Source organism: bacterium, from assembly GCA_030649055.1.
In the GTDB taxonomy this organism is placed as follows: domain Bacteria; phylum Patescibacteriota; class Minisyncoccia; order UBA6257; family JAUSGH01; genus JAUSGH01.
This window is the reverse complement of the sequence record JAUSGH010000007.1, coordinates 22743-45327: the sequence shown is the minus strand read 5'-3', so window position 1 is coordinate 45327 and position 22585 is coordinate 22743. Positions and strand designations below refer to the sequence as shown.

General features: G+C 51.5%; 19 protein-coding genes. 13 read left to right on the top strand and 6 right to left on the bottom strand.

The window, feature by feature from the left end; translation table 11 throughout:
* The first annotated feature begins 93 nt into the window (after positions 1 to 93).
* Complete coding sequence (locus Q7R85_01945) at positions 94 to 1554, top strand: glycosyltransferase family 39 protein (protein MDO8584864.1); 1461 nt, start codon at positions 94 to 96, stop codon at positions 1552 to 1554.
* Here Q7R85_01945 and Q7R85_01940 read toward each other — a convergent pair.
* The 4 genes from Q7R85_01940 to Q7R85_01925 are packed head-to-tail and all read right to left on the bottom strand — an operon-like array spanning position 1551 to position 6230.
* Positions 1551 to 2429, bottom strand: a complete 879-nt coding sequence (locus Q7R85_01940; protein ID MDO8584863.1) for an NAD(P)-dependent oxidoreductase — start codon at positions 2427 to 2429, stop codon at positions 1551 to 1553. The two genes, Q7R85_01945 and Q7R85_01940, sit on opposite strands and share 4 nt — an antisense overlap.
* 7 nt (positions 2430 to 2436) lie before the next feature.
* Positions 2437 to 4272: a thiamine pyrophosphate-binding protein gene (locus Q7R85_01935; protein MDO8584862.1), complete on the bottom strand. Its 1836-nt coding sequence runs from the start codon at positions 4270 to 4272 to the stop codon at positions 2437 to 2439.
* Between the two features lie 9 nt (positions 4273 to 4281).
* Complete coding sequence (dmpG, locus tag Q7R85_01930) at positions 4282 to 5316, bottom strand: 4-hydroxy-2-oxovalerate aldolase (protein MDO8584861.1); 1035 nt, start codon at positions 5314 to 5316, stop codon at positions 4282 to 4284.
* Positions 5317 to 5333: 17 nt separating this feature from the next.
* Positions 5334 to 6230 (bottom strand): acetaldehyde dehydrogenase (acetylating), encoded by an 897-nt coding sequence (locus tag Q7R85_01925; protein ID MDO8584860.1) that lies wholly within the window; start codon positions 6228 to 6230, stop codon positions 5334 to 5336.
* Between the two features lie 63 nt (positions 6231 to 6293).
* On the opposite strand from Q7R85_01925, the gene Q7R85_01920 reads away from it, so the two are divergent.
* The 9 genes from Q7R85_01920 (at position 6294) to Q7R85_01880 (ending at position 16687) form a co-directional block, all read left to right on the top strand.
* Positions 6294 to 7208, top strand: coding sequence for a GDP-mannose 4,6-dehydratase (locus Q7R85_01920; protein ID MDO8584859.1), 915 nt, complete (start codon positions 6294 to 6296; stop codon positions 7206 to 7208).
* A gap of 18 nt (positions 7209 to 7226) precedes the next feature.
* A complete protein-coding gene (wecB, locus tag Q7R85_01915) occupies positions 7227 to 8309 on the top strand; it encodes a UDP-N-acetylglucosamine 2-epimerase (non-hydrolyzing) (protein ID MDO8584858.1) in 1083 nt (360 codons plus the stop codon).
* Positions 8310 to 8432: 123 nt separating this feature from the next.
* Positions 8433 to 9143 (top strand): glycosyltransferase family 2 protein, encoded by a 711-nt coding sequence (locus Q7R85_01910; GenBank protein ID MDO8584857.1) that lies wholly within the window; start codon positions 8433 to 8435, stop codon positions 9141 to 9143.
* A gap of 68 nt (positions 9144 to 9211) precedes the next feature.
* A complete protein-coding gene (locus Q7R85_01905) occupies positions 9212 to 10375 on the top strand; it encodes a glycosyltransferase family 4 protein (GenBank protein ID MDO8584856.1) in 1164 nt (387 codons plus the stop codon).
* Between the two features lie 86 nt (positions 10376 to 10461).
* Positions 10462 to 11427, top strand: coding sequence for a glycosyltransferase family 2 protein (locus Q7R85_01900; GenBank protein MDO8584855.1), 966 nt, complete (start codon positions 10462 to 10464; stop codon positions 11425 to 11427).
* 69 nt (positions 11428 to 11496) lie between these two features.
* Positions 11497 to 13263: a hypothetical protein gene (locus Q7R85_01895; GenBank protein MDO8584854.1), complete on the top strand. Its 1767-nt coding sequence runs from the start codon at positions 11497 to 11499 to the stop codon at positions 13261 to 13263.
* A 96-nt stretch (positions 13264 to 13359) separates the two neighbouring features.
* Complete coding sequence (locus Q7R85_01890) at positions 13360 to 14868, top strand: glycosyltransferase family 39 protein (GenBank protein ID MDO8584853.1); 1509 nt, start codon at positions 13360 to 13362, stop codon at positions 14866 to 14868.
* Between the two features lie 13 nt (positions 14869 to 14881).
* Positions 14882 to 16297, top strand: coding sequence for a glycosyltransferase (locus Q7R85_01885; protein MDO8584852.1), 1416 nt, complete (start codon positions 14882 to 14884; stop codon positions 16295 to 16297).
* A 69-nt stretch (positions 16298 to 16366) separates the two neighbouring features.
* Positions 16367 to 16687, top strand: a complete 321-nt coding sequence (locus tag Q7R85_01880) for a GIY-YIG nuclease family protein (GenBank protein MDO8584851.1) — start codon at positions 16367 to 16369, stop codon at positions 16685 to 16687.
* A 9-nt stretch (positions 16688 to 16696) separates the two neighbouring features.
* Here Q7R85_01880 and Q7R85_01875 read toward each other — a convergent pair whose 3' ends face one another.
* Positions 16697 to 18013: a glycosyltransferase family 39 protein gene (locus Q7R85_01875; protein MDO8584850.1), complete on the bottom strand. Its 1317-nt coding sequence runs from the start codon at positions 18011 to 18013 to the stop codon at positions 16697 to 16699.
* A 181-nt stretch (positions 18014 to 18194) separates the two neighbouring features.
* Here Q7R85_01875 and Q7R85_01870 point away from each other — a divergent pair, with 181 nt between their 5' ends.
* Together Q7R85_01870 and Q7R85_01865 are read left to right on the top strand one after the other, a co-directional pair.
* The gene (locus Q7R85_01870) at positions 18195 to 18779 is read left to right on the top strand and encodes a class I SAM-dependent methyltransferase (GenBank protein ID MDO8584849.1); all 585 of its coding nucleotides are present in this window, start codon (positions 18195 to 18197) and stop codon (positions 18777 to 18779) included.
* A gap of 212 nt (positions 18780 to 18991) precedes the next feature.
* Positions 18992 to 19684: a glycosyltransferase family 2 protein gene (locus tag Q7R85_01865; GenBank protein MDO8584848.1), complete on the top strand. Its 693-nt coding sequence runs from the start codon at positions 18992 to 18994 to the stop codon at positions 19682 to 19684.
* On the opposite strand, the gene Q7R85_01860 is transcribed toward Q7R85_01865, so the two are convergent.
* On the bottom strand, positions 19668 to 21194 hold the full coding sequence (locus Q7R85_01860; GenBank protein MDO8584847.1) for a hypothetical protein: 1527 nt from the start codon (positions 21192 to 21194) through the stop codon (positions 19668 to 19670). The two genes, Q7R85_01865 and Q7R85_01860, sit on opposite strands and share 17 nt — an antisense overlap.
* Before the next feature lie 373 nt (positions 21195 to 21567).
* Between Q7R85_01860 and pseB the strand changes: the two genes are divergently transcribed.
* Positions 21568 to 22575 carry a UDP-N-acetylglucosamine 4,6-dehydratase (inverting) gene (gene pseB / locus Q7R85_01855; protein MDO8584846.1) on the top strand — a complete coding sequence of 336 codons (1008 nt, stop codon included), beginning with the start codon at positions 21568 to 21570 and terminating at the stop codon, positions 22573 to 22575.
* The last annotated feature ends 10 nt before the right edge of the window (positions 22576 to 22585 follow it).

Here is a 22585-nt window from a genome sequence, read left to right as displayed (position 1 = left end):
TCCCGCCCGCCAAAGGCGGGTAAACTCCAGCGGGAATCCAGGACTTGGCAAACTGGATTCCGGATCGAGTCCGGAATGACAAAGTGCCTCACTATGATAAATCGACGATACATCCTTGTTGCGGCATTGTTATTCGGATTCACCGCTGCGGCGTTTTTGTATTTTTCCGTGTGGAATCCTGAATTTTGGTTTGACGAAGGGATTTTTGTCCAGCTTGTCCGGAACATTGCGGAGCAGGGTGTTTGGGGTATAGAAATCGCTCCCGGCACGTTTTATAACGCGGCGCTTATCACGATGGGGTACCCGACGATTTACCCCGCGGTCGCGGCAATCTTGATCTTCGGATTTTCCGTTACGGTGTTTCACATTGTCGCGGTGCTTTTCGCGCTTGGACTTGTCGTGGCTTTCTTCTTTCTGTCGCGGAAACTCTACGGGAATCGGATCGCATGCGTTGGAACGGCATTGCTTACAACTTTTACGCCGCTCTATGGCAACGGAAAAAGCTTTGCCGGGGAAACGCCCGCGCTGTTCTTTTTAGTGGCTGGCTTGCTGTTACTTCTGTACGCCGAGCAATCCGCAAAGGCATCGTCGGTACTTTTTGCCGCCTCCGGTGTTGTGTTGGGGTTCGCGGCAAGCGCGAAGCCGACGTTTCTCGTTATACTACCCGCGTTATTTCTTGCACTGCTTTTTAATGCGCGCCGTATGGTACTTACGCCCGAGGGCCGGCGGCAAACGCTCTGGCTTGCGTTAGGATGCGTTGGGGCCATTTTGTGGTGGATATTCACGCAGTTTGGCGGGGCGTCCTCCCTCGCGCGAATTTTCGGGCATTACGCGAATCCGTATTACGTCGCGGATTTTGTTCCGCTTATTGCGGCGAATATAGCGCGTTTTTTTACTGAATCAACACCTGCACATTTGCTTGTATTGTTCCTCGTCGCATTCGCGTTTCTTGTTAAAAAAATATGGCAGCAGAGAGGAGTGTCGATGGCGGAAATCGCGGCATTTCTTTTCGCGCTCCTGACGCTCGCGTTCTATGTGCGCACCGAAGGATGGTATCGTTATTTTTATCCCGCGCACATCATGCTTTTTCTTTTCCTCGCGCCCGGCATTGATGCGATGCTTGGCGTTGCGCTGAAACGTGACGGGTTGCGTCTTAAGTTTTTTGCGGCGCTCATCGCCGTATTTATTGGAGCGCAGCTTGTTCCGCTTTGGAAGGAGGGGAGCCGTGTCCGGGACGTGTTGCCGGTAACGATAGGGTCACACCTTGAAGCGTTACGCAGCGACAATAACGTGTTTTTCTACAATTTGCCGCAGATTGCCGCGCGGCACCAGTCAAGCGCGTTTTACCAATACATCCGCATGAGCGACCGGTTTATTGTGGGGCAAGAAAATGAGGCAAAGCTCCTGCGGGGTGTTTTTTCAACAATTTTTGTCCCGAGGAATTCCGGACCTGAAATAGAAAGAATCCCACCATGCTACGCATTTCAGGGCGACGTCGGGAAAATCTTTATGTATCGGCGCGATAGCGCTCGTGCGTGTTCTGACGAAAGTTAAATGTCGCGCGTGAGTAGTTCGCGGTCAATCGTGGGGAGGATAGTTTGGTAGTACGCGACAAGTTTCGCGATGGCGATATCGAGCGGCGTGTATGAGAAGTGCGTCAACGTTTTTTTGAGGCGCGCGGTTGAACAGGTGTATTCCTTCGCGCGTCCCGGCGTCTGCACGAGCACGGGTACTTTCGTGCCGACTTCGTGAATGACTTTTTTCGCGATGGTCCGAAGATCTACGCCTTCACCGCGGCCGGTGTTGAAAAATATTTCTTTCGGTTTGCGGCGGACAAACGCGTCCAGTATCCGCACGAGGTCGTCAACGAAAATGTAATCAAACACGACGTTCTGGCGAATGGTGATGGGCATGCCCGAAAGCGCCTTGCAGATGGCGTTGGAAATAAAGCGGATTTGGATATCCTCGTATTTTCCGAACACTCCGAAGAGTCGCACGTGCGTGATGTAGTCCACCTTTGACGCGTACTCCGCGCAAACGTATTTATAGAGGCCGTACTCGTCGTCGGGAACGTGGGTGCTGAAATTGTTTTCGTTCACGTTCATGATGGGGTGTTGCTTGCCGTATTCCGCGCCGGATCCGAGCGTGATCATGCGTTTGAAAAATGGTTTCGCGCGGATAATATTGAAAAACATTTTGAGGTTCGTGTGCGTGATGCCGAAGACGTGCTGTTGCTTGCGCGTACCGCCGATGTTTGCGGCATGAATCACGACATCCACCGGATGTTTCTTGAGGAACGTGAATACCGCCTCGGAGTTCGTGAGGTCAAGCTCCTCGCGCGTGGGCGCAATAATCTCGTGCACTTTGCCGAGCTGTTCAATGATGTTTTTTCCGATGAATCCGGCGCCGCCGGTAAGAAAAATTTTCATAAATAGTTTATGTAAGATTGCTTCGCTTTGCTCGCAATGACGATCGCCCCGACTCCGCGATCATATTCGCTTTTAATTCCTCCGGCGGAAGCGGGGGAGACATGTTCTCGTACCTGTTCGGCACAACTTTTCCGTCCGCTTGTTTCATCCCGCCGACTCTCGGCATAATAAATTGCCACTCGGGGGTCATGACTTCACACACCACGGGGCCGTCGTAGGCGAGCATTTCTTTGATTTTTTGATCTACCTCGCTCGCTGAGTTGATGCGCATGGTTTTTAGGCCATACGCTTCGGCGACTTTTCGCACATCGGGGAGCGTGACGCCCGAGGCAGGGCTTTCGCCGATCATGCGTCCTTCAAAAAAGTTTTTTTGCGTGTGGCGGATGAGCAGGTAGCCGTTGTTATTTAAGACAAATATCTTAATCGGAAGGTTGCTTCCTTTTACGGTTGCGAATCCGTAGATGTTCATTTCCAAACTGCCGTCACCGACAAGTACGATCGTGGGTTTCCTGTTGTTCGCAATGCACATGCCCACGCTCGCCACCCAGTAGCCCATAGTGGAAATGCCGCCGGTCGTGATATAGCGTTGACCCTTTTTAATCTTCCACGCTTGCGCGCTTACGTGGAAGATTGAACTGGTGTCCGTAAGAATTTGCGCTCCTTCGGGCGCCAGCGCGGAGAGCCGATCCACGAAGTAATATGTGTTTACCGGATTTTGTGTTTTATATTCCGGAAGCACCACAGGGTATTTTTTTCTCCAACCCTTGGCGATGGCGAGCCAAGATGCGCGCTCAATGTCGCCCTTCGCGCCTGCTTCGTTTGCGAGTGCCGCAAGAAACGCTTTCGCGTCGGCTTTGATTGGCATAACGAGGCGGAGATCGGGTTTTTTTAATTCCTTTTCGTCAATGTCCACAAGAATAATGCCCGCGTTCCTGCCAAAATCCTTTACGTTGTATCCCGTCATTGAAGTCGCAAGGCGCGAGCCGACGGCCACAATAAGGTCAGCGTTTTGTACGGCTAAATTTGCGGCGCGGTCGCCATATGTGCCCGGGCGGCCGATGAAGGCGGGATGGTCGCTTGGGATAATATCCAGCCCCAGGCGGGAGGTGATAAGAGGAATTTTTATTTTTTTGATTACCGATTCAAATTCCGAAACGCCGCCTGAAAGGCGCACGCCTTGGCCGAAGATGAAAAGCGGTCGCTTTGCCTCCGTGATTTTTTTGTACACCTCAGCTGCATATTTGGCGAGCGTTGGTGTCACGCGATGCACGTCGCGTGGCGCGGTGATGTGTTCTGCCGCGCGAACGACCGCCGGCGGAACTTCGGAGCGCTGGATGTCCAGCGGCACCTCAAGCCACACCGGGCCGGGACGTCCGACGTGGAGCGCTTCCCACGCTTTCGCGGCATATGCGCCGGCCTTTGCGGGACTGTCCACTGTTACAAAATATTTGGTGATTGGCGTGACCATGGCGCGGATACTAATGCCTTGCGCGCCAAGCTGGCGTATGCCTGTTTTTTCGGCGCGTCGCACAATATTCAGATCGGACTGGCCTGTGATGATGATCATAGGGGAAGAGTCCACCCACGCGCCAACAACCCCCGTGATGGCGTTTGTCGCTCCGGGGCCGGCGGTTACCATCGCGATTGCGGGTTTTCCGCATGCGCGTCCGTAGGCCTCTGCCGCCATTGCGACGCCTTGTTCATGAAGCAGGCAGGTGTAGCTCAGTTGTTTATTTTTTGCGAGCGCATCATTTAAAAACATGGCATGCCCGCCGGGCAAGAGGAACGCGTGCGTGACGCCGCGGTCGCTGAAATATTTTAAGAGAAAATCGGCAACATTCATGGTAGCGTTTTATTGCTTTATTGCTTTATTGCTTTTGCCCTTCTTCAGTTTAGCCAGCTCCATGGCGATTTCAAACACCATGTCTTCCTGCCCGACGATAATGCGGCGCTCGCCCAATATCTTAAAGATGTCGCGCGGATCAACGCCATAGATCTCCGCCGCGCGTTTCACTGGCCGCGCAAAGCCGGAAAATACACCGGCGAGAGCGCTTGCGATGCTGATGGAGCTGATCTCCTGCGGTTTTTTCATAATGGAGCGCTCCAGTTCATCGCCCGCGTCCATGAGTTTATAGAGATTCGTCGGCGTTTTATAACCCATTTTCTGCAGCAGCGCGGTTAAGACTTCAAGCGCGCAATTGCCCGCGCCCGCGCCAAAACCCTTGACGGTGCCGTCAACGATACGCGCCCCGGCTTCGAGAGCGATCCATGTGTGCGCGACCGCCATCCCCAAATTATTGTGCGCGTGGAACCCCACGGGAATAGAGAGGTTTCCTACGAGATGGGAAACGGTTTCTTTGACCAGCGCGGGAGTTGAGGCGCCGGCGGAGTCCATTAACAGCAGCCCTTGCGCGCCATACCCTTCCATTTTTTTAGCTTCCGTAAGCAAGCGCTCTTTGGTCGTCATGTGATACATCATCAGCATTCCGTACACCTCTTTTTTTTGCGTCTTCGCGTAAGAAATGTATTGCGCGGTGAGGTCTGCCTCGGTGCAGTGCGCCGCGACAAGTATGACGTCCGTGCCGAGCGCGAGCGCCGGTTTCAGGTCGTCTTCGATGGTGCCAAAGCCCGGGAAAATAAGGACACCCAGCTTTGTGTGTTTTAATTCTTTGCGCGCGGCTTTGAGCAGTGCCTCGTCTGACGCGGAAGAAAGTCCCACTTGAAGTGATGAGGCGCCAAGACCGTTCCCGTGCCCGACGATGACCACGTGCACGCCGGAGCCGTCAATCGCCCGGCAGTACCGAGCGACGTTTTCCGGTGTTAGGGTGTGCGCGATGGCGTGCGAGCCGTCGCGCAGGGTTGAATCAAAAATTTTGATGTCGTTCATGGCGTCAGTGTTTGAAGTTACCGCTTTTTGCGTCGCCCAGCCACGTGCTTTTCGGCGTACGCTTCGGCGACTTTGACGGCCGCGCAGGTGATGATATCAAGATTGCCCGCGTACGCCGGCAAAAAATCTTCGGCACCAACAACTTCCGTCACAACGGTGACTCTGTCTTGCCGCGCGATAGGTCCTACCGACAAACGATAACCGGGCACATATGCTTGGATGCGTTTCACGACGGCCATAATTTTTTTACGCAATGCGGGAATGTCCGGATGCGGAATCTGCGCGTACACCGTATTGTGCATATGAATTGGCGGTTCCACGGGGTTCAAGATAAGAATGACTTTGCCGCGCGGCACGCCGGAAAACTTTTCGAGCGCGCTGCGGGTCGTCCGGATGTATTCCTCAATGTTCGCGCGTGTTCCCGGACCCGCGGATTTGGACGCGATGCTTCCGACGAGCTCAATGTATTCGGTCTCGGGGTGGACCTCCATGATCGCTCGCGCGATGGGGATGACACTTTGTCCTCCGCACGTGATTAAGCTCACGTTATCGGCTTCCAACGCTTCGTCAAGGTTTAAAATGGGAATGCAGGGCACGCCGATGCGCGACGGGGTAAGGTCAATGGTGAATTTCCCTAGTTTTTTTAATATCGCGGCGTGCTCGGCGTGTACCGCGGCCGAGGTCGCGTCGCATACGATGTCGCAACACGCAGGGTCGTCAATGATCGCCTTAATGGATTCGTGCGAGGTTGGCACGCCGAGTTTTTTCGCGCGTGCGATGCCGGCGGAGTCTTTATCTCGTCCGGTGAACATGCCACACGTCAAAAACGGCGAGCGCATGACTTTCATGAGCAAATCGCTCCCGATGTTGCCGGTTCCGATGATTCCGACCTTCAATTTGTTGACGTTAGGCATGGATAATGTATATAGTATATACATCTGTATAACTCTTGTCTATATGATATTTGTTGCATTTTTATGAACATTCTTATCACCGGTGGGGCTGGGTTTCAGGGGACGCATTTGGCGCAAAAGATGCTTGGTTTAGGGCACGCGGTGACGGTGTTAAACACCCTTACGCCGCAGGCCTCCGGCAACGAACAATATCTTGAAGGTTGTCGCGTGCTTTGGGGTTCAATCACCGATGCCGAAGTGACCGAAAAGGCTATGCGCGGGAAGGATGTTGTTTTTCATCTTGGCGCTAGAGTCAACGTGGACGAGTCAATTGCCCACCCGTGGGAGACGATGGAGGTGAATGTGCGCGGCACATACAACGTGCTTGAAGCAGTCAAAAAAACCGGAACGCGGATGATCCTCACGTCTTCGTGCGAGGTGTATGGTTTGCCGGAACGGGCGCCGGTCGCGGAAAATGCCGAACTCCGTCCGATGAGCCCGTACGCCGCTTCAAAAGCTGCCGCTGACCGGCTGTGTTTCGCGTACGCGCAAACGTATAAAACGCCGGTGACCATCGCCCGATTTTTTAATATCTTTGGTGAGCGACAGAAGGAGGGGACATTCGGCGCCGTGATTCCGATTTTTGTCGGCCGCGCGTTGGCGGGCAAACCGATTACCGTGTTCGGTACGGGGGAGCAGACGCGTGATTATGTATATATTTCCGACGTCGTTCGCGCGTATGAAATGCTTTTGGACCACCCCGAGCTTCGTGGCGAGGTTGTAAATTTTGGGAGCGGTCACGCGACGCGTATCAAAGACATCGCCGAGTACGTCGCGAAAAAATTGAATGGAAAAGTGATTTACGCCGACGGTAGGCCTGGAGAGGCGTCCAACATGATCGCGGATTCATCTAAAGCAAAGCGGTTGCTTGGTTGGGAGTCGGCAGTAAACATTTATGAGGGTATTGACCGTTATATTGCATGGCGTGGGAAGAAGTAAGAAGTATGGAGTAAGAAGATGACGAAACTCGCACTTATTTTCGGAACGCGGCCGGAGATTATCAAGATGTCTCCGTTCATCAAGGGCCTTGAAGCGCGGGAGCGCGATTTTTTTATTATCCATACGGGCCAGCATTATTCGGCGCAAATGGACAGGGTGTTCTGGGAAAACTTCGCGTTGCCGCAAGCCGCATATAATCTTGGCGTCGGTTCGGGCACGCAAGGCTTGCAAGTGGGCAATATGATGATCGGGATTGAAGCTGTGCTTATGAAAGAGAAGCCGGATGCCGTTGTTGTGTATGCGGACCCGAACAGCGCCATTGCTGGGGCCCTCACCGCCGCAAAACTGAACATTCCGATTATCCAGCTTGAGGGAGGGCTGCGCTCCTATGATCGGACCATGCCCGAGGAGATAAATCGGCTTGTGGTGGACCGGCTCGCGAATTATATTTTTGCGCCGACGAAACTTCAGCGCGCGCATTTAAAGAAAGAGGGTATCACAAAGAACGTTTTTGTCACCGGAAACCTTATTGCGGATGTTGTCGCGGAAATGCTCCCGCGTTCCGAGCGTGAGAGCGTGATACACCAGACGTTGGGATTGGAGAAAGGAAAATATTTTCTCGCGACGGTGCATCGCGCAGGCGCGGTGGACGACCCGAAAAACTTCTCAAACATTCTCGCGGGCTTGGGGCAAGTCGCGGCGCACTTCAAACTCCCGGTGATTTATCCGATGCATCCGCGGGCAAAAAAGAATATGGCCGAGTTCGGGTTGACTGTCCCGCGCGGAGTAACGCTTATTGAGCCGGCCGGTTATTTTGACTTCTTGGCGCTGCTCGCGCACGCGAAAGTTATTCTCACGGACTCCGGGGGGTTACAGGAAGAAGGATGCATTTTGCATGTTCCGGTTGTTTCGCTTCGGCCGAACACCGAACGGCAGGAGACGCTTGCTCTCGGATCAAACATGCTTTCCGGCTATGAGCCGAAATCTATTTTGCAGAAGACCAAGCTTATGGCGAAGAAAAAGCCGAATTGGCGGCATCCGTATGGAAAAAATGTCGCGAAGAATATGCTGGATATATTAGAAAAGAACATCGGGTTATAGCGCGGTTTCGTTTCATCTGTCATTCCCGCCCGCCGAAGGCGGATAAACTCCAGCGGGAATCCAGAATATGATTATAAAGTTAGGTGTACTGGATTCCGGGTCAAGCCCGGAATGACACATACCATGAAATTATCCGTCATCATCCCGTGCTTTAACGAAGAAGAGAACGTGCGACGTTTCGCGCCGGAGCTTTTGCCAGTGCTTGATGTCTTAGGTATGGATAGTGAAGTGGTGCTTGTTGATGACGGTTCAGCTGATGGTACTGCGCGAGAAATAAAAAATATTCACGACGCACGCGTCCGTCTTGTCGCGCACGAAAAAAATCAGGGACTTTCCGCCGCGATGCGGACGGGGATTGCGGGCGCAACGGGCGATCTCATTGTTTTTCTTGATTCCGACCTGACGTTCCACCCCAAACTTATCCCCGCGCTTCTTAGTGCGCTTGAGGCGAATGATGTTGATTTTGTCATTGGTTCGCCTAAGCTGGGCGGTTACGCCAAAGACATTCCGGCGTACCGTTTGTTTGTGAGTAAAATGGCGAATTTAGTGTACGCAACGCTTTTAGGGAAACCGGTTACCTCCATTAATCAAATTCTTCGGCTCTACAAGACGCCGCAGTTGAAGGAGTTGCATTTAACGAGTAAGGGATACGAAATTAACGCGGAGATTTTGTTCAAACTGGTATTCAAAGGCAGGACGTTTGTTGAAATCCCCGCGGAGCTCACGGCGCGGCAATTCGGCGTATCCAAGCTTAATTACGCGCGCGAGTTCCGTCGCCACGCGGTGTTGCTGCTGAAGATTATTTGGTGGAAATTTTTCTCGCGGTCATCATGAGGCCCCGCTAAACGGGGCCGAAGGATCTCTTAGAGATTCTTCGTCCTGCTCAGAATGACGGCACGCATATGCGCATCATCTTTTTTACCACAAAACTTAATTTTGAAACCGGAGGATACTCAACGCCGGAACTTGATCTGAAATTGCGGGCATTGAAAGCGCTTGGTCACAACGTGACTGTCGTCACGCTTTTTCCCGGAATTAACCGCGGGGCAATTCCTTCGGCATACCCCGTTATTGAGGAGCGTATCGGCACTTCGGGGCAGCTCGCCATCCATTATGGTGTGTACGGAATGCTTAAAAAATACGAGAAACGCGCGGACGTATTTCACGTTGATGGTACAGTGTCTTTGTATGGCGCGGGGCTGTACCGCATGCTCGGGGGGCGAACTCCGGTTGTAGCGGGCTTGAACCGGGAACAAACTTCCTTCCCACCTTTTCGTAAAAGAAGAGAGAAGTTTTCCGTGACGCGGACGTTCGCAGAGCTACGGCGAAATATCCGATATGTTATTGAAAAAACAATCGGCATTTATCTCGCGAATCATATTGACGGTTTCGTATATTGTTCGCCAATGCTCCGTGATCGTTATATCCGATTCGGGCTTGACGTGAAAAAATCTTTTTTTATCTTTGATTTTCTTGACGCGGAAGACATACTTCGGCATAAACGCGCTGTCCGCGCGCGACAAGAAGGCGAGTTCACTATTTTTACCGGAGGCAGGATGGTGTGGGAGAAGGGGTTTGACCTTGTGCTCACCGCGGTCGCAAAAATGCCGGAACGCAAGCGCGTTCGCGTTGTCGTCGCCGGCGACGGACCGGAGCTCCGGCCACTTCAAAAACTTGCCCACGATCTTGGCGTCGCGGACAAGGTTGAATTTCCCGGCTGGCTTTCTATGGATGAATTGTACGCGCAGTTGCAGCGTGCCGATTGTTTTATTCTGCCGTGCTGGCGTCCGGAAATCGCCTCGGCGCTCGTGGTGTATTCCATGGGCGTCGGCGTGCCGACGATTGTTCCACGGGGCGGAGCGTTACAATGGTTTACGGGTGACGCGGGATTCGCCTTTGAGGATCAGAATGCTGATGACTTGGCAAAAAAAATCGGGTCGTTGATGAATGACGAAGCGCTTGCCGGCGCGTTGATCGAAAAAGGATTCGCGCGCGTCGAAGAGCTTGATTATCATGAGCCGGCAAAGGCGTTTGAGCAACTTCTCCAACGCATCGCTTGTGTTTGATTTCTTGCAATTTTTGCGGCATCATTGGTTCATGTGCCGCATACGGCAACCGTATAAAGCCGCTATGATGACTAGGTAATAAAACTATGCTCACCGATAAAAAAATTTCCATCATCGTTATTTGCTGGAATGACGAGGGGAGTGTCAAAGAAATGCACCGGCGTGTCACGGAAGTGATGCGCGGCATTACGCCGAATTGGGAGCTTATTTACGTGAACGATGCGAGTCCGGATAACGCCCTGGACGTACTTCGCGAGATCGCGGCAAAAGACAAACATCTCATTGTATTGAATCATTCGCGCAATTTCGGCGGACAGGTGGCGTATACCACCGGCATGCGTTACGCGGACGGCGACGCGGTGATTCTTTTGGACGGTGACATTCAGGACCCGCCGGAGCTTTTTCCGGAATTTGTGAAGCAATGGCTTGCGGGATACACCATCGTGTATGGGCGTCGGACGCGGCGGAAGGCGAGTTTGCTCATGCGGTTTTTCTATAAAGCGTTTTACCGCGTGTTCCGCAAGATGTCTTACATCGACATTCCATTGGATGCGGGCGAGTTTTCGCTCATTGGCCGGAAGGCGCTCGACGTCATCAATGGCTTTGGCGAAGTTGATCGTTATATTCGCGGTATGCGTGCGTATGTTGGCTTCCGTTCTATCGGAGTTCCGTATACTCGTGATGAACGGTATTCGGGAGTAAGCACTAACAGTTTTTTTGAGCTTTTCAAATGGGCGAAGCGGATGATTGTCGCATTTTCGTATAAACCGCTGGAGCTTATTTCGTATGTCGCGGCAATCGTGACGGTTCTCGCGGGCATTGCGATTGTCGTCTATACCGCGTTGTATTTCTTTTTCCCGGCGCCGCGAGGATACCTCACCATGTTCGTATTCATGTTATTTTTGGGCGCGGTACAGCTACTCTCGCTTTCGGTTATCGCGGAATACTTGGCGAGGATTTATGAAGAAGTGAAACATCGGCCCATCGGGATTGTGTCGGAAGTCATTAACGGGAGGAGTAATCGCGAACCCTTCGACAAGCTCAGGGTATAATGACAGTGAGCACTGTCGAACTGTAATGCGAATGAGGGTAAATAATGCGAATGGCGCAGGACGCCGGTTATGAGTTACGCTGCACGTATAAAATTTTTCTTTCAGCGCCATTGGATCGCGCTTCTTTTTGCTGTTGTCGTCGGTGGACTTGCGGTTGCTCCACAACTGTTGGCCATCCGCGCGTTAGGCGCTGATTATAAAGGCGCTCATCTTTTGACGCTGGATGACAACAGTTTTTATGTCGCGCGCATGCACGAGATTCTGGATGGCCATGGTTGGGTGAGCTCGCCATTTATATATGAATACAAAAACGCCCCGCCATTCTTGTATCCCATCGGCGAATATGCGTATATGTGGCCGGTGTTCTTTGGCGCATCGTTTGTCTCCGCGCTTATTTTCGCGAAATTTTTCTTTCCCGCGGTTTTGTTTTTTTTGATTTATATATTGCTTTACCGACTGACCGATGCGGAACCGGAGTACGCGCGAAAGCTCGCCAGCGTTGCCGGAGGATTGCTCGCGACTACCGGCTACGGTCTTGTGGACTACAATAGTCTTTTGCCGGTTTTAAACGGCAAGGCGCAATTTTTCGCGTGGTCGCTTTGGGCCAGGCCGGTGAATCCCGTGACGGGCGCGATACTGCTTTTTACATTCTTGCTTTTGTTGTGGCAACTGATGCGCCGCCCGAGCGTTGGCGTCGTTGTTGCCGCGGGTGCCGTGTTCGCGCTGATGTTCGGATATTTTTTTACATGGGGGATGGCGCTTTCGGTTGCCGGAGTTCTCGGCGCCATTGCGTTTGTCTTGCGTGACTACACATTTCTTAAACGGCTCGCGCTCGCCGTTGCCGTCGGGTTCATGCTTGCCGCTCCGTATTGGTACAACATGCGCGCGGTGGCGGCGATTCCTGAAGCTGACCGGATATACGCGCAGAACGGGTTGCTCTTGACGCACGCGCCCATTGCGAACAAGGTGTTATTTCTCGCGTTGCTCATATTCATCTCATGTCTTATCGCCGCGTACCGCAAGAGCAAACGAGAGGGAGTAGCGCTTCCTCACCGGTGGTGGTTTTGCTCCGCGCTTATTTTGGGCGGACTTTGGGCCTTGAATCAGCAGATCATAACCGGAAAAACGATCTGGCCGTACCACTTCGTGCAATACACCACGCCGCTTGCCGTTGTTGCCGTTATGGCGGCGCTCGCTTTCGTGTTTCGGCCGCGGCTTCCGAGATTATGGGCCGCGGGCATGCTCGGCGTTTCGGCGTTCGCGCTTTTCTACGGCGTTATGGCGGCGCGGACATACGCGTATCAAATTCCGGAGTTCCGTTCCATTCAAACATACGACGGCGTGCTTTCGTGGCTTCGTGCGAATGCTCCTGACGATTGCGTCGTGCTTTCCGCTGAAGGCGTGGAGGAAAAGCTGACGCGGCTCATACCCGCATTTACGCAGTGCAATGACTACGCGAACGGGTGGATGCAAGCGAGTTATAACGCGGAAGCGCGCGTGCTGCATAATATTTTGACGCTCATGCGCGTGAACGGTGTGACGTCGCGTACCGTCCGCGCGTTTTTAATAGAACATCGCACGTGGATCCGCGATCATTTTCGCCGGGATTGGCGCGATCTTGTATTTTTTGACGAGCGATGGATTGATGGGTTGCTTCGCGCGCGCGAACAGGATTTTACGGAGTTTATGAATGAGGATTTTCTTGAGGCATTGCGGCGCTATCGCGTTGATTACGTTGCCTCCGACGGGCCATTGAAAGATTGGGTCTATGAGTCGCTTCATCGCCCGCTGCTTATCGGGGATTTTGATAACGATATTTATCTTTATCAGTTATAAAAGGTATTCCTTCGATTGCGGTCCGATGTTCATCGGACCTTTGCTCAGGAAATAATAGTCCCTGAGTTTATCGAAGGGCTACATATAGAAAATATTATGGATAAACGTGCGCTCATCACCATTTTTCTTTTCGCATTCATCCTGCGCCTTGCCGCATTCGATTTTTTTATCTGGCGTTCGGGACCCGAGGGGTTATATCTCGTTGACGCGACGCATTACACGACGCTTGCGAAAAATATCGTCGAGGGTCACGGGTTTTCGTTGAGCGCTGTCGCGCCGTACGCGCCGGATGCGTACCGCACACCCGGTTATCCTGTTTTCCTCGCCGTGTTTTATAAAGTGTTCGGGACGTTTTGGCCGGCAAATCTTTTCCAAGTATTTCTGAACGCGCTCGTGCCGGTTATGATACTCTGGCTCGCGTGGAAGGCGTCGGGGAGCAGGAGCGTTGCGTATGTTGCGGGGTTTTTGACCGCCGTTGAACCGCATCTTATTTATCATCAAGTCGGTATCGCGACCGAGGGCATTTTTATTTTTCTTCTTGCGTTGTTTGCGGTGGCAGTTGTGCGCTACTTGGACATCCCAACACCCGGCCGCGCGGTTGTTGCGGGAGCGCTTTTCGCAATTTCCTCAATCACGAGGCCGTACTTTCTTTATTTTTTGCCGATCGTGATCATCTTCCTTATTTTTCCACTTGCGTGGCGCAATTGGAAAAGTGCGATAGCGGCTTGCGTGCTGTTCCTCATCCCCTCATTCCTCATTATTTTCCCGTGGATGATGCGCAACGAACGCGTGTTCGGCGTGTTTACGCTTTCAACGTCGGGTTGGTACAACGTGTACACGCGCCTCGGGGCGACGGTATACGCCGCGGCAACGAATCAGCAATTTAACCCCGTATTTAATAACTTTCTCACACAACTCGGACGCGATGGAGTGACGGCACGCGGTACCGACGAAGAGTTGTATGACCCGCGGGTCGCGCCGGAACTTAAAAAACGCGCGCTTGCGATTTTCAAACAATACCCGCTGCAAATGATGCTGCTTCAGCCGCTCTCCGTCTATACAATTTTTACGCATGACAATCTGTTGACGATGCTGAATGAAATGCGGTTGCTACCGTACCCGAAGCGGCCGCCGATTCCGCTTTCCATGGCGCTATTGCAAGAGCATCCGTTGCGCGCAATCGGCGAGATTATTCCGTATATACGCGGGACGTATGTGATTCCATTCGTTATGCGAGCCATTTGGTCATTTTTGTTGTTTTGCGCCATCTGCGGCACTTGGGTGCTTTTTGCAAATCCCTCAAGCCCACGGGCACCTTTTTGGATTCGTTTTTTAAAATTCACCGGCCTTCGGGTACTCCCTTTAGGAAAGGGAGAAGTGCCCCCGATTCCTCCTTTCTTAAAGGAGGTGCCTGAAAGGCGGAGGATTTCTGCGTTTTTCTTTGCGGCACTTATCCTTTTCTTTGTTGTCGTCACGCTGCCTATTGGCGCCGCGATTGACGCGCGGATGAGAATGGCATTTGAGCCGATCTATTTCATTTTTGTCGCGGCGGGATTGGTGCTGTTGACGGAAAAAATGCGATTGCTAAAGACAGAGACGGCGTGATAGAATTCATCGCATGACAAAACTGACATCGGGTGAGGAGCTTAAAAAGTTTTTTGATGACGTCGCGTCGAAACGTGGGGCGTGGCAAACGCGGCACCGCTATTATCACGGAGCGATTCGCAAGGTGGCGCAGTTTTTCATTCCCAAAGGAAGCGCGGTATTGGACGTGGGGTCCGGCACCGGGGATTTGCTCGCATCGGTCGCGCCGAAACGCGGCGTGGGCGTTGATATGAGTCCAAAGATGACCGCGCTCGCGGCAAAGCGTCATTCTGACCTCGCCTTTTTCACTATGGACGCGGAATCTCTTACGCTTGCGGAGAAATTTGACTATATCATCTGTTCGGACCTCGTAAGCTATTTGCCCGACGTGCAGCGCGCGTTTATGGAGTTGAAAAAGGTGACACATGACCACACGAAAATCCTTATCACCTACACAAATTTTTTGTGGGAGCCGTTGCTACGATTTGCGGAATTCGCGCATCTCAAAATGTCTTCTCCGGCGCAAAACTGGCTTTCCGCGGGCGATCTTGAAAATTTTCTCCACCTTGCGGGGTTTGAAGTGGTGAAGCGCGGCGAAGAGGTACTCATTCCGGTAAACATCCCCTTGCTTTCGTATCTCGTGAACCGATTTATTGCCCGGCTTCCGCTTTTGCGGCGGCTGTGCCTTTTGCGTTACGTGATCGCGAAGCCGAGGCAATTGGCCGTGCGCGAATATACGACGTCGGTTATTATTCCGGCGCGGAACGAAAAAGGAAATATTGAAGCGGCGGTGCTGCGGACTCCGCAGCTGGGATCACACACGGAAATTATTTTCGTTGAGGGCGGTTCTAAAGACGGCACACGGGAAGAAATTCAGCGCGTGATTGCGGCGCACAAAGAAAAAGACATCACGCTGCTCATCCAGGACGGAAAAGGCAAGGGAGACGCGGTGCGGAAAGGGTTTGCGGCGGCGAAGGGCGACGTGTTGTTTATTCTTGACGCGGATTTAACCGTTCCTCCGGAGGACTTGCCGAAGTTTTATGCCGCGATCGCCTCGGGAGCGGGGGAGTTCATTAACGGTTCGCGGCTGGTGTATCAGATGCAGCGCCAGGCAATGCAAACGCTGAACCACATCGCCAATAAATTTTTTGGTGTGAGTTTTTCGTGGATTTTGGGCCAGCGTGTCAAGGACACCTTATGCGGAACAAAGGTGCTGTTGCGGACGGACTATGAGCGCATCGCGGCAGGCCGGGCCTTTTTCGGCGACTTTGACCCGTTCGGTGATTTTGATTTATTGTTCGGCGCGGCGAAATTGGGATTGAAAATCATTGACCTCCCTATTCGTTATGAGGCGCGCACCTACGGCAGCACCAACATCAGCCGGTGGCGTCATGGCTGGCTACTGCTCAAAATGACGGCGTTTTCGTTGCTGAAGATGAAGTTTTTTTAGATTTGGTTTTGTGTCTTCTGTATATATTTTTTTGTCATTCCCGCGAAAGCGGGAATCCAGTACGCCGCAATAATGAACGCATATTATGTGTACATAATGGCGAGTAAGCGGAACGGTACGCTCTATGCGGGCGTCACGAACGATCTCGTAAAGCGCGTCGGACAGCACAAAAGCGATGCGATTGATGGATTCACGAAACGCTACAAAGTACATATGCTTGTCTATTACGAAGAAACGTCAGACGTGCGAACGGCGCTTGCCCGAGAGAAACAAGTTAAACAATGGCACCGTGTGTGGAAACTTCAGCTTATTGAGCGCCAAAATCCGCAATGGAGAGATTTATATAACGATTTCATAGATCCTCTGGATTCCGGGTCAAGCCCGGAATGACACCGCACTTTATTTCGCGGCTTCCGGAGTTTTACGCCAGCGCGCGATAGCATAAAACGCGAATGCGGCAATAAATACGTTTGCGGGGACTCTGTAGCGGGCGGTGATGCCTAAGCCCACAATTGCGGCGGTTGCGGCGAAGTAGGTGATGAGGAGAAGGGCGAAAAGCGCCTTCGGCTGAAATTTTTCGCGTTTGAAAAAGAGATACGTGCCGAGGAATGCGAGGAGTGCTGTGAGCGTCCAAAACATTCTTCCCGCGAGGATTATGATGCCGGGGCCTGTGATGAGCGCGCGGATTGTGCGCGAGAAATTCTTCATGTAGCCGAGATCTTGAAGTACATCCAGGTACCCGTCGTGCGTGAAAAAGGCAAACGTGGTGATGCCGAGGAGTTTTGCGGTTTCCTTCGGATGGGTTTTGATAATCGCTTTTGCCCGGTTTGTGAAATGTTCCGCGTCTTTGAGCGTCACCGCGCCGTAATCCTGTACGCCGTCTTCCGCGAACAGTTGGCGTTGTGCTTCGGTAAAACCGATATGGCGTTCCAGCGCCAAAACGGATGGTGCAAAATAGCCGTAAAAGTTACTGATGCGCGTGTTCGCGACGCTCGGATTTCCGAACACGATAGCGTTCCGGTAGAGCCATGGCAAAAGCGCCACAACGAAGACGGCGATGAATGTGGCGACATGTAGCATGGCACGCCGGGATAGCGCGCCACGGAAATGCCACAAGAGAAACGCGATAATAACAACGGGAAGATATTGCGTGACCGGCCGCGTGAGCGTGGCGAGCCCGAGGAGTGCCGCGCTTGCCGCAAGATCGGATAATTTTTCGCGATCAAGATAATTGAAGAACGTGATAACGGAAGACAGAAACAACGCGAGGAATAGCGTTTCGGTGAGAAGAATCCCGGAGAGCCGCACAAGCACCGGCTCCACGGCAAACAGAACGCCTACCGCGTTCCCGGCAAACGTATTTTGCGTGAGGCGGAAACCGATGCGCCGCGCGAGGAGCGGCAAAACGCTCGCAAGCAGTATTTGGGCGATGATGACCGGCCAATAACTTCCGGAAAGTCCAACGAATGCGGCGATGAAGAGCGGATAGAGCGGAGGGCGGAGCGAATCCGGCACATATGGCGCCGCGGGGCTTTGTGAGAATCCGTGCCCGGCGAGGATGTTATTCGCAAGTTCGTAATATCCTTCAGAGTTCAGAATTGTCGGGAGCAGTTCGCCTTCGTGTGCCGCAATGTTCGCCCCAAAAAGCGCGACGCGCACGAGAAGCGCGAGCGCAAAAAGAAGCAGGATAATTTTTCCTTCGCGCGTGAGCATCATGTTATGAGCATATCGTGCCGCGCCGCTATCGTAAAGTTATCGACAAAATTATTTATACCGTCACACAACATCCTTACAAACTCCAGTTTGTAAGGATGTTGTGATGTGTAGCTTATACCCTCATTCGCGCGAATGGTGGAATGAGAGATATTTGCTGTTTTCTTTGTGGTGAGTTATTGTAATGAAATCTATGGCCCCGTGGGAAAAATTTTTTGAAGAGAAGATCCGGCTTATTGCGAAAAGGAAACGGATTTTGGACGTCGGCGGCGGAACGCCGCTCCAAAAACAGCTTGGGGCGTACCGCGAGCTTTTTAAGGAAACCGAGTACGTGGTGATTGATAAGAATTATGAGTCCGCTGGAGTAGTCAAAGGCGACGCGCACAACCTGCCGTTTCAGGATGAAAGTTTTGATGCCGTGATTTGCAAGTCGGTGCTGGAGCACGTGGAAGATCCTTTTCGGGTTGTCGCGGAGCTCCGACGGGTGTTAAAGCCCGGAGGGTTGGGGCTCATCTATGTACCGTTTCTTTTTCCGTATCACGCGGAGAAGGGATTTTACGCGGACTATTGGCGGTTCACCGGAGACGGAGTAAAAATGCTCTTCAAAGATTTTTCGTCGGTAGAGATGGTGAAGGTGCGCGGATTTTTTGAGACCGTGGCGTACCTTTTGCCCTACGTCCGCGTTTTTGCGCCAGTTGCGCGATTATTGGACTGGCTCGTGCCAAGCAAAAACCAAACTTCGGGATTCACGATTTTTGTTACGAAGTGATACCATGCATCGTGTTAAGGTTGTCCTTCGATAAACTCAGGAACTAAGATCTTTATTCCCTGAGCGAAAAGGTTGTCCTTCGATAAACTCAGGAACTAAGATCTTTATTCCCTGAGCGAAGTCGAAGGGATACAATAATAGACATTAGATATTAGAAATTTGGACTTCTCATTATGGTTGTCCTTCGATAAACTCAGGAACTAAATTTTCTCATGAAGCTCTCGGTTATTATCCCGGCATACAACGAAGAAAAAACCATCGCGGAAATTATTCGCCGCGTTCAGGCAGTTCCGTTGGCGGACATTGAAAAAGAAATCATCGTTGTTGATGACGGTTCAACCGACAAAACGAGGGAAATTCTAAAAAGCATTCCGGAGATCGTTGTAATTTTTCATGAGAAAAATTTCGGCAAGGGCGGCGCTGTTAAAACCGGCTTTGAACACGCGAGCGGCGACATTGTCCTTATCCAAGACGCGGATTTGGAGTATGACCCAAATGACTACCCGGATTTGCTCGCCCCAATACGCTCCGGTTTGGCTGATGTCGTGTACGGAACGCGATTTTTAGGCAATAAGCCGCACCGGATTTTCAACTTTCATCATTATCTCGCCAACCGTTTTATTACGTTTTTTTCCAATCTATGCACAAACTTGAACCTTTCCGATGTGGAAGTCGGATATAAAGTGTTTACGCGAAACGTAGTTGATGCAATCGCGCCGCGTTTGAAATCGCGGCGATTCGGTATTGAGGTGGAGCTCACCGCACGCGTTGCCAAGCACCACTTCCGCATTTACGAAGTCGCGGTTTCTTACGCGGGCCGCAGTTACGCGGAGGGAAAAAAGATCGGCTGGAAAGACGGAGTCGCCGCGCTTTGGCACATCGCGCGGTTTAATTTCTTGGGGTAACACTCGGTACGGCCTTCACGCCGAGTCTTCTTGCAATCAAGTCCGCCGCAGGCTCCATGCCTTTTTTCACTTTTTCAAAATCTCCTATTTCCCGTTCCCAAAGCCGGAGCAGTGACACCTCAACGGAAACTTCCATCGTGGCGGCAATGTAATTGATCAGCTCTTGTTCGTTATAACGCGTTGACTCGAGTTGTTCTTTAATCAAATAAGGAAGTTCGTCAATAGTCCGACAGTGTTTCACGGTACTTAACGCGTTGTAAAACACATCACCGAACGTGATGACGGGTTTTTTGAGCAATACCGCTTCCCAGCCGGCACTGCCCGTAATTGTTGTCACAATTTTTGAATTTTGGATTAACGGGAAACTTTTGATAACAGGGTTGATGAGTCGGACATTCGGTATTTTCAGCAGTTCCTTGTAATAACTTCTCGTCCGGAATCCGACCATTGAAGGATGGTCCTTAACATAAAGTTTATATGTGACGGGAAGCGAGCGGGCGATTTGTCGGATCACGTACGATTGGTCGGAAAAAAATGGAGCATAGAGCAGCATAGAAATTTCCGGTTCATATTGTAACGGGAAAAAGGCATAATCTTCATTCGGTTCCGGATTACTGTAGAGATCGCGGAAGCCGCGGAGTAGGCGCGCTTTGTTTTTGAGCCGATCAATTATGTAATGCCAGGGTTTGATTTCCTCATAGTCGTCGCGATGAGGATTTTTGAGATAGCCGATCGTGAGCTGTAAAACCCACGCGAGCGATCGGAATATATGAGTAGGTTTCAAAAATTGGAGCTTCCTACGGCGGTCAACTAACTGGTCTTTTTCGTAAAGTTTTCCGAAGAACGGCGCCGGCTCTTTCCGGAAATTTTTCAGGAAGGTTTGCGCGTCGTGTTCACGGGGGCTGTGTCGTTCCGTGCGTTTTAGTTCTTGAAAAATTTGTTCAGTCCATGTGTGATATGCGTAATGATCGCTTACCGTAAACAGTTCGCCGATGCGGGCGATATCGGCAATAATAACCTTGATGTTTTTCTTTTTGGCGATGTGATAGAGGAGCATTCCTCCCATGGAACCGACGACGCTCGCGAAAAGGAAATCGGGTTTTTCCTCCTCAAGCATATGAATGATCGCGCGCGCCTTCACCTGGAGCATGCGCAACATTTCTTCGTGGGTATACATCGGCGTGTTGTACGGATACTCGCGCAACAGTTGTTTAAACATGATGACGCGGTCGCAGGCAATGTACGGCCACAGGTTGGGGATGCCATATTCTTTTTCCAGGTGGTGGAGGTACTCGGGATCAAGTTTTTCTTTGACGTAATCTTTTTGAAGTTCGTCATCGAGCAGTAAGGTTCCGTAGTTGATGTCTTTTTGGGATTTCAGGAAATCAAAACCCGAGCGGACGCAAACGTAGCCGCAGAATTCGGTTATGCCGTATTTTTCTTTCAGCGCAAGCGCAATCGCGTGGCTGATGGTTGCAAACCGTCGTTGTAGTAATAAACAGCCTTTCATACCGGGTAGTAGAAGTGCGATGAGTTACTTACGTATAATATTGTTACGATTTAAGCGTTGCGTTTATACTAATTTCGACTCTTGCCGTAGTCGCGTAGCGATCGCACTTTCACTACCCGGCATATATGTACGGCGAAGTTATTATAGTATAACTGAATCCCAGCTCAAAAGTATACCCCGTGCTACAACTTCGATTGCTTATTAATAATTAAGATGTTTTGCATACACAAAATGTCCAAATAAAACGCAATCGTCATCATAATACAAAACAATATGATGATCGAAGTTGTAGCACGGGGTATACCGCGCCGCATTGCTTTTTCAGGCGCGATGGGTTACTATTCTAGTCAATTGGCGGTTATATTCAGAACCTATGGCATCAACGAAAAATACCGACATTTTGAAGGGAAAAACAGTTCTTGTGACCGGCGGCGCCGGCTCGTTCGGTAAGAGTTTCGTGAAGTATTTGCTTGCCAACACCGCGACGAAGAAAGTTATTGTGTTCAGCCGCGATGAGTTGAAGCAATACCACATGAGCCGTGAGCTTCACGATGACCGGCTCCGGTTTTTTTTGGGCGATGTACGCGACCTTCCGCGTTTGCAGCGCGCATTTTCCGGGGTTGATGTGGTAGTGCATGCCGCCGCGTTAAAGCAGGTGCCGGCGTTAGAGTACAACCCGATGGAAGCGGTGAAGACAAACGTGTTGGGATCCCAGAACGTGGTTGAGGCGGCGATTGATTGCGGTGTCTCCCACGCGCTACTTATTTCAACTGATAAAGCGGCGTATCCGGCGAATTTGTATGGTTCAACAAAATTGTGCGCGGAAAAACTTTTTGTTGCCGGCAATGCATTGTCCGGTAATAAAACAAAATTTGCGGCGGTGCGTTATGGCAATGTGCTGGGGAGCCGCGGCAGCATTGTTGAAACGCTGTTGCAGAACCGCGGGAAAACAGTCCATATCACTGACCCGAATATGACGCGGTTTTGGATTAATCTGGAACAGGCAGCGGCGCTCGTCATGTTCGCGCTTCGGCAGATGGAGGGCGGAGAGATTTTCATCCCTAAAATTCCCAGCATGAAGCTTGTTGATCTTGTGAATGCCATTGCTCCGGACGCGGAGAAAAAAATCATCGGCATGCGGCCGGGCGAAAAGATTCATGAAGTGCTTTTAACCGCGGAGGAAGCGGCGCATACCGTTGATTTCGGCGATTATTATGTTGTGATTCCGGAGTCCGAATTTTTGCCCCGGGAGGCCTACGCAAAGTACGCGCGCGCGGGAAAAGCAATAAAGAACAAATTTTTGCTGACGAGCGATCACAATACGAAGTGGATCACAAAAAAAGAATTACAGGCTCTGATGAGCGGGATAACTGAAGTCTAGTTTTAGTTCT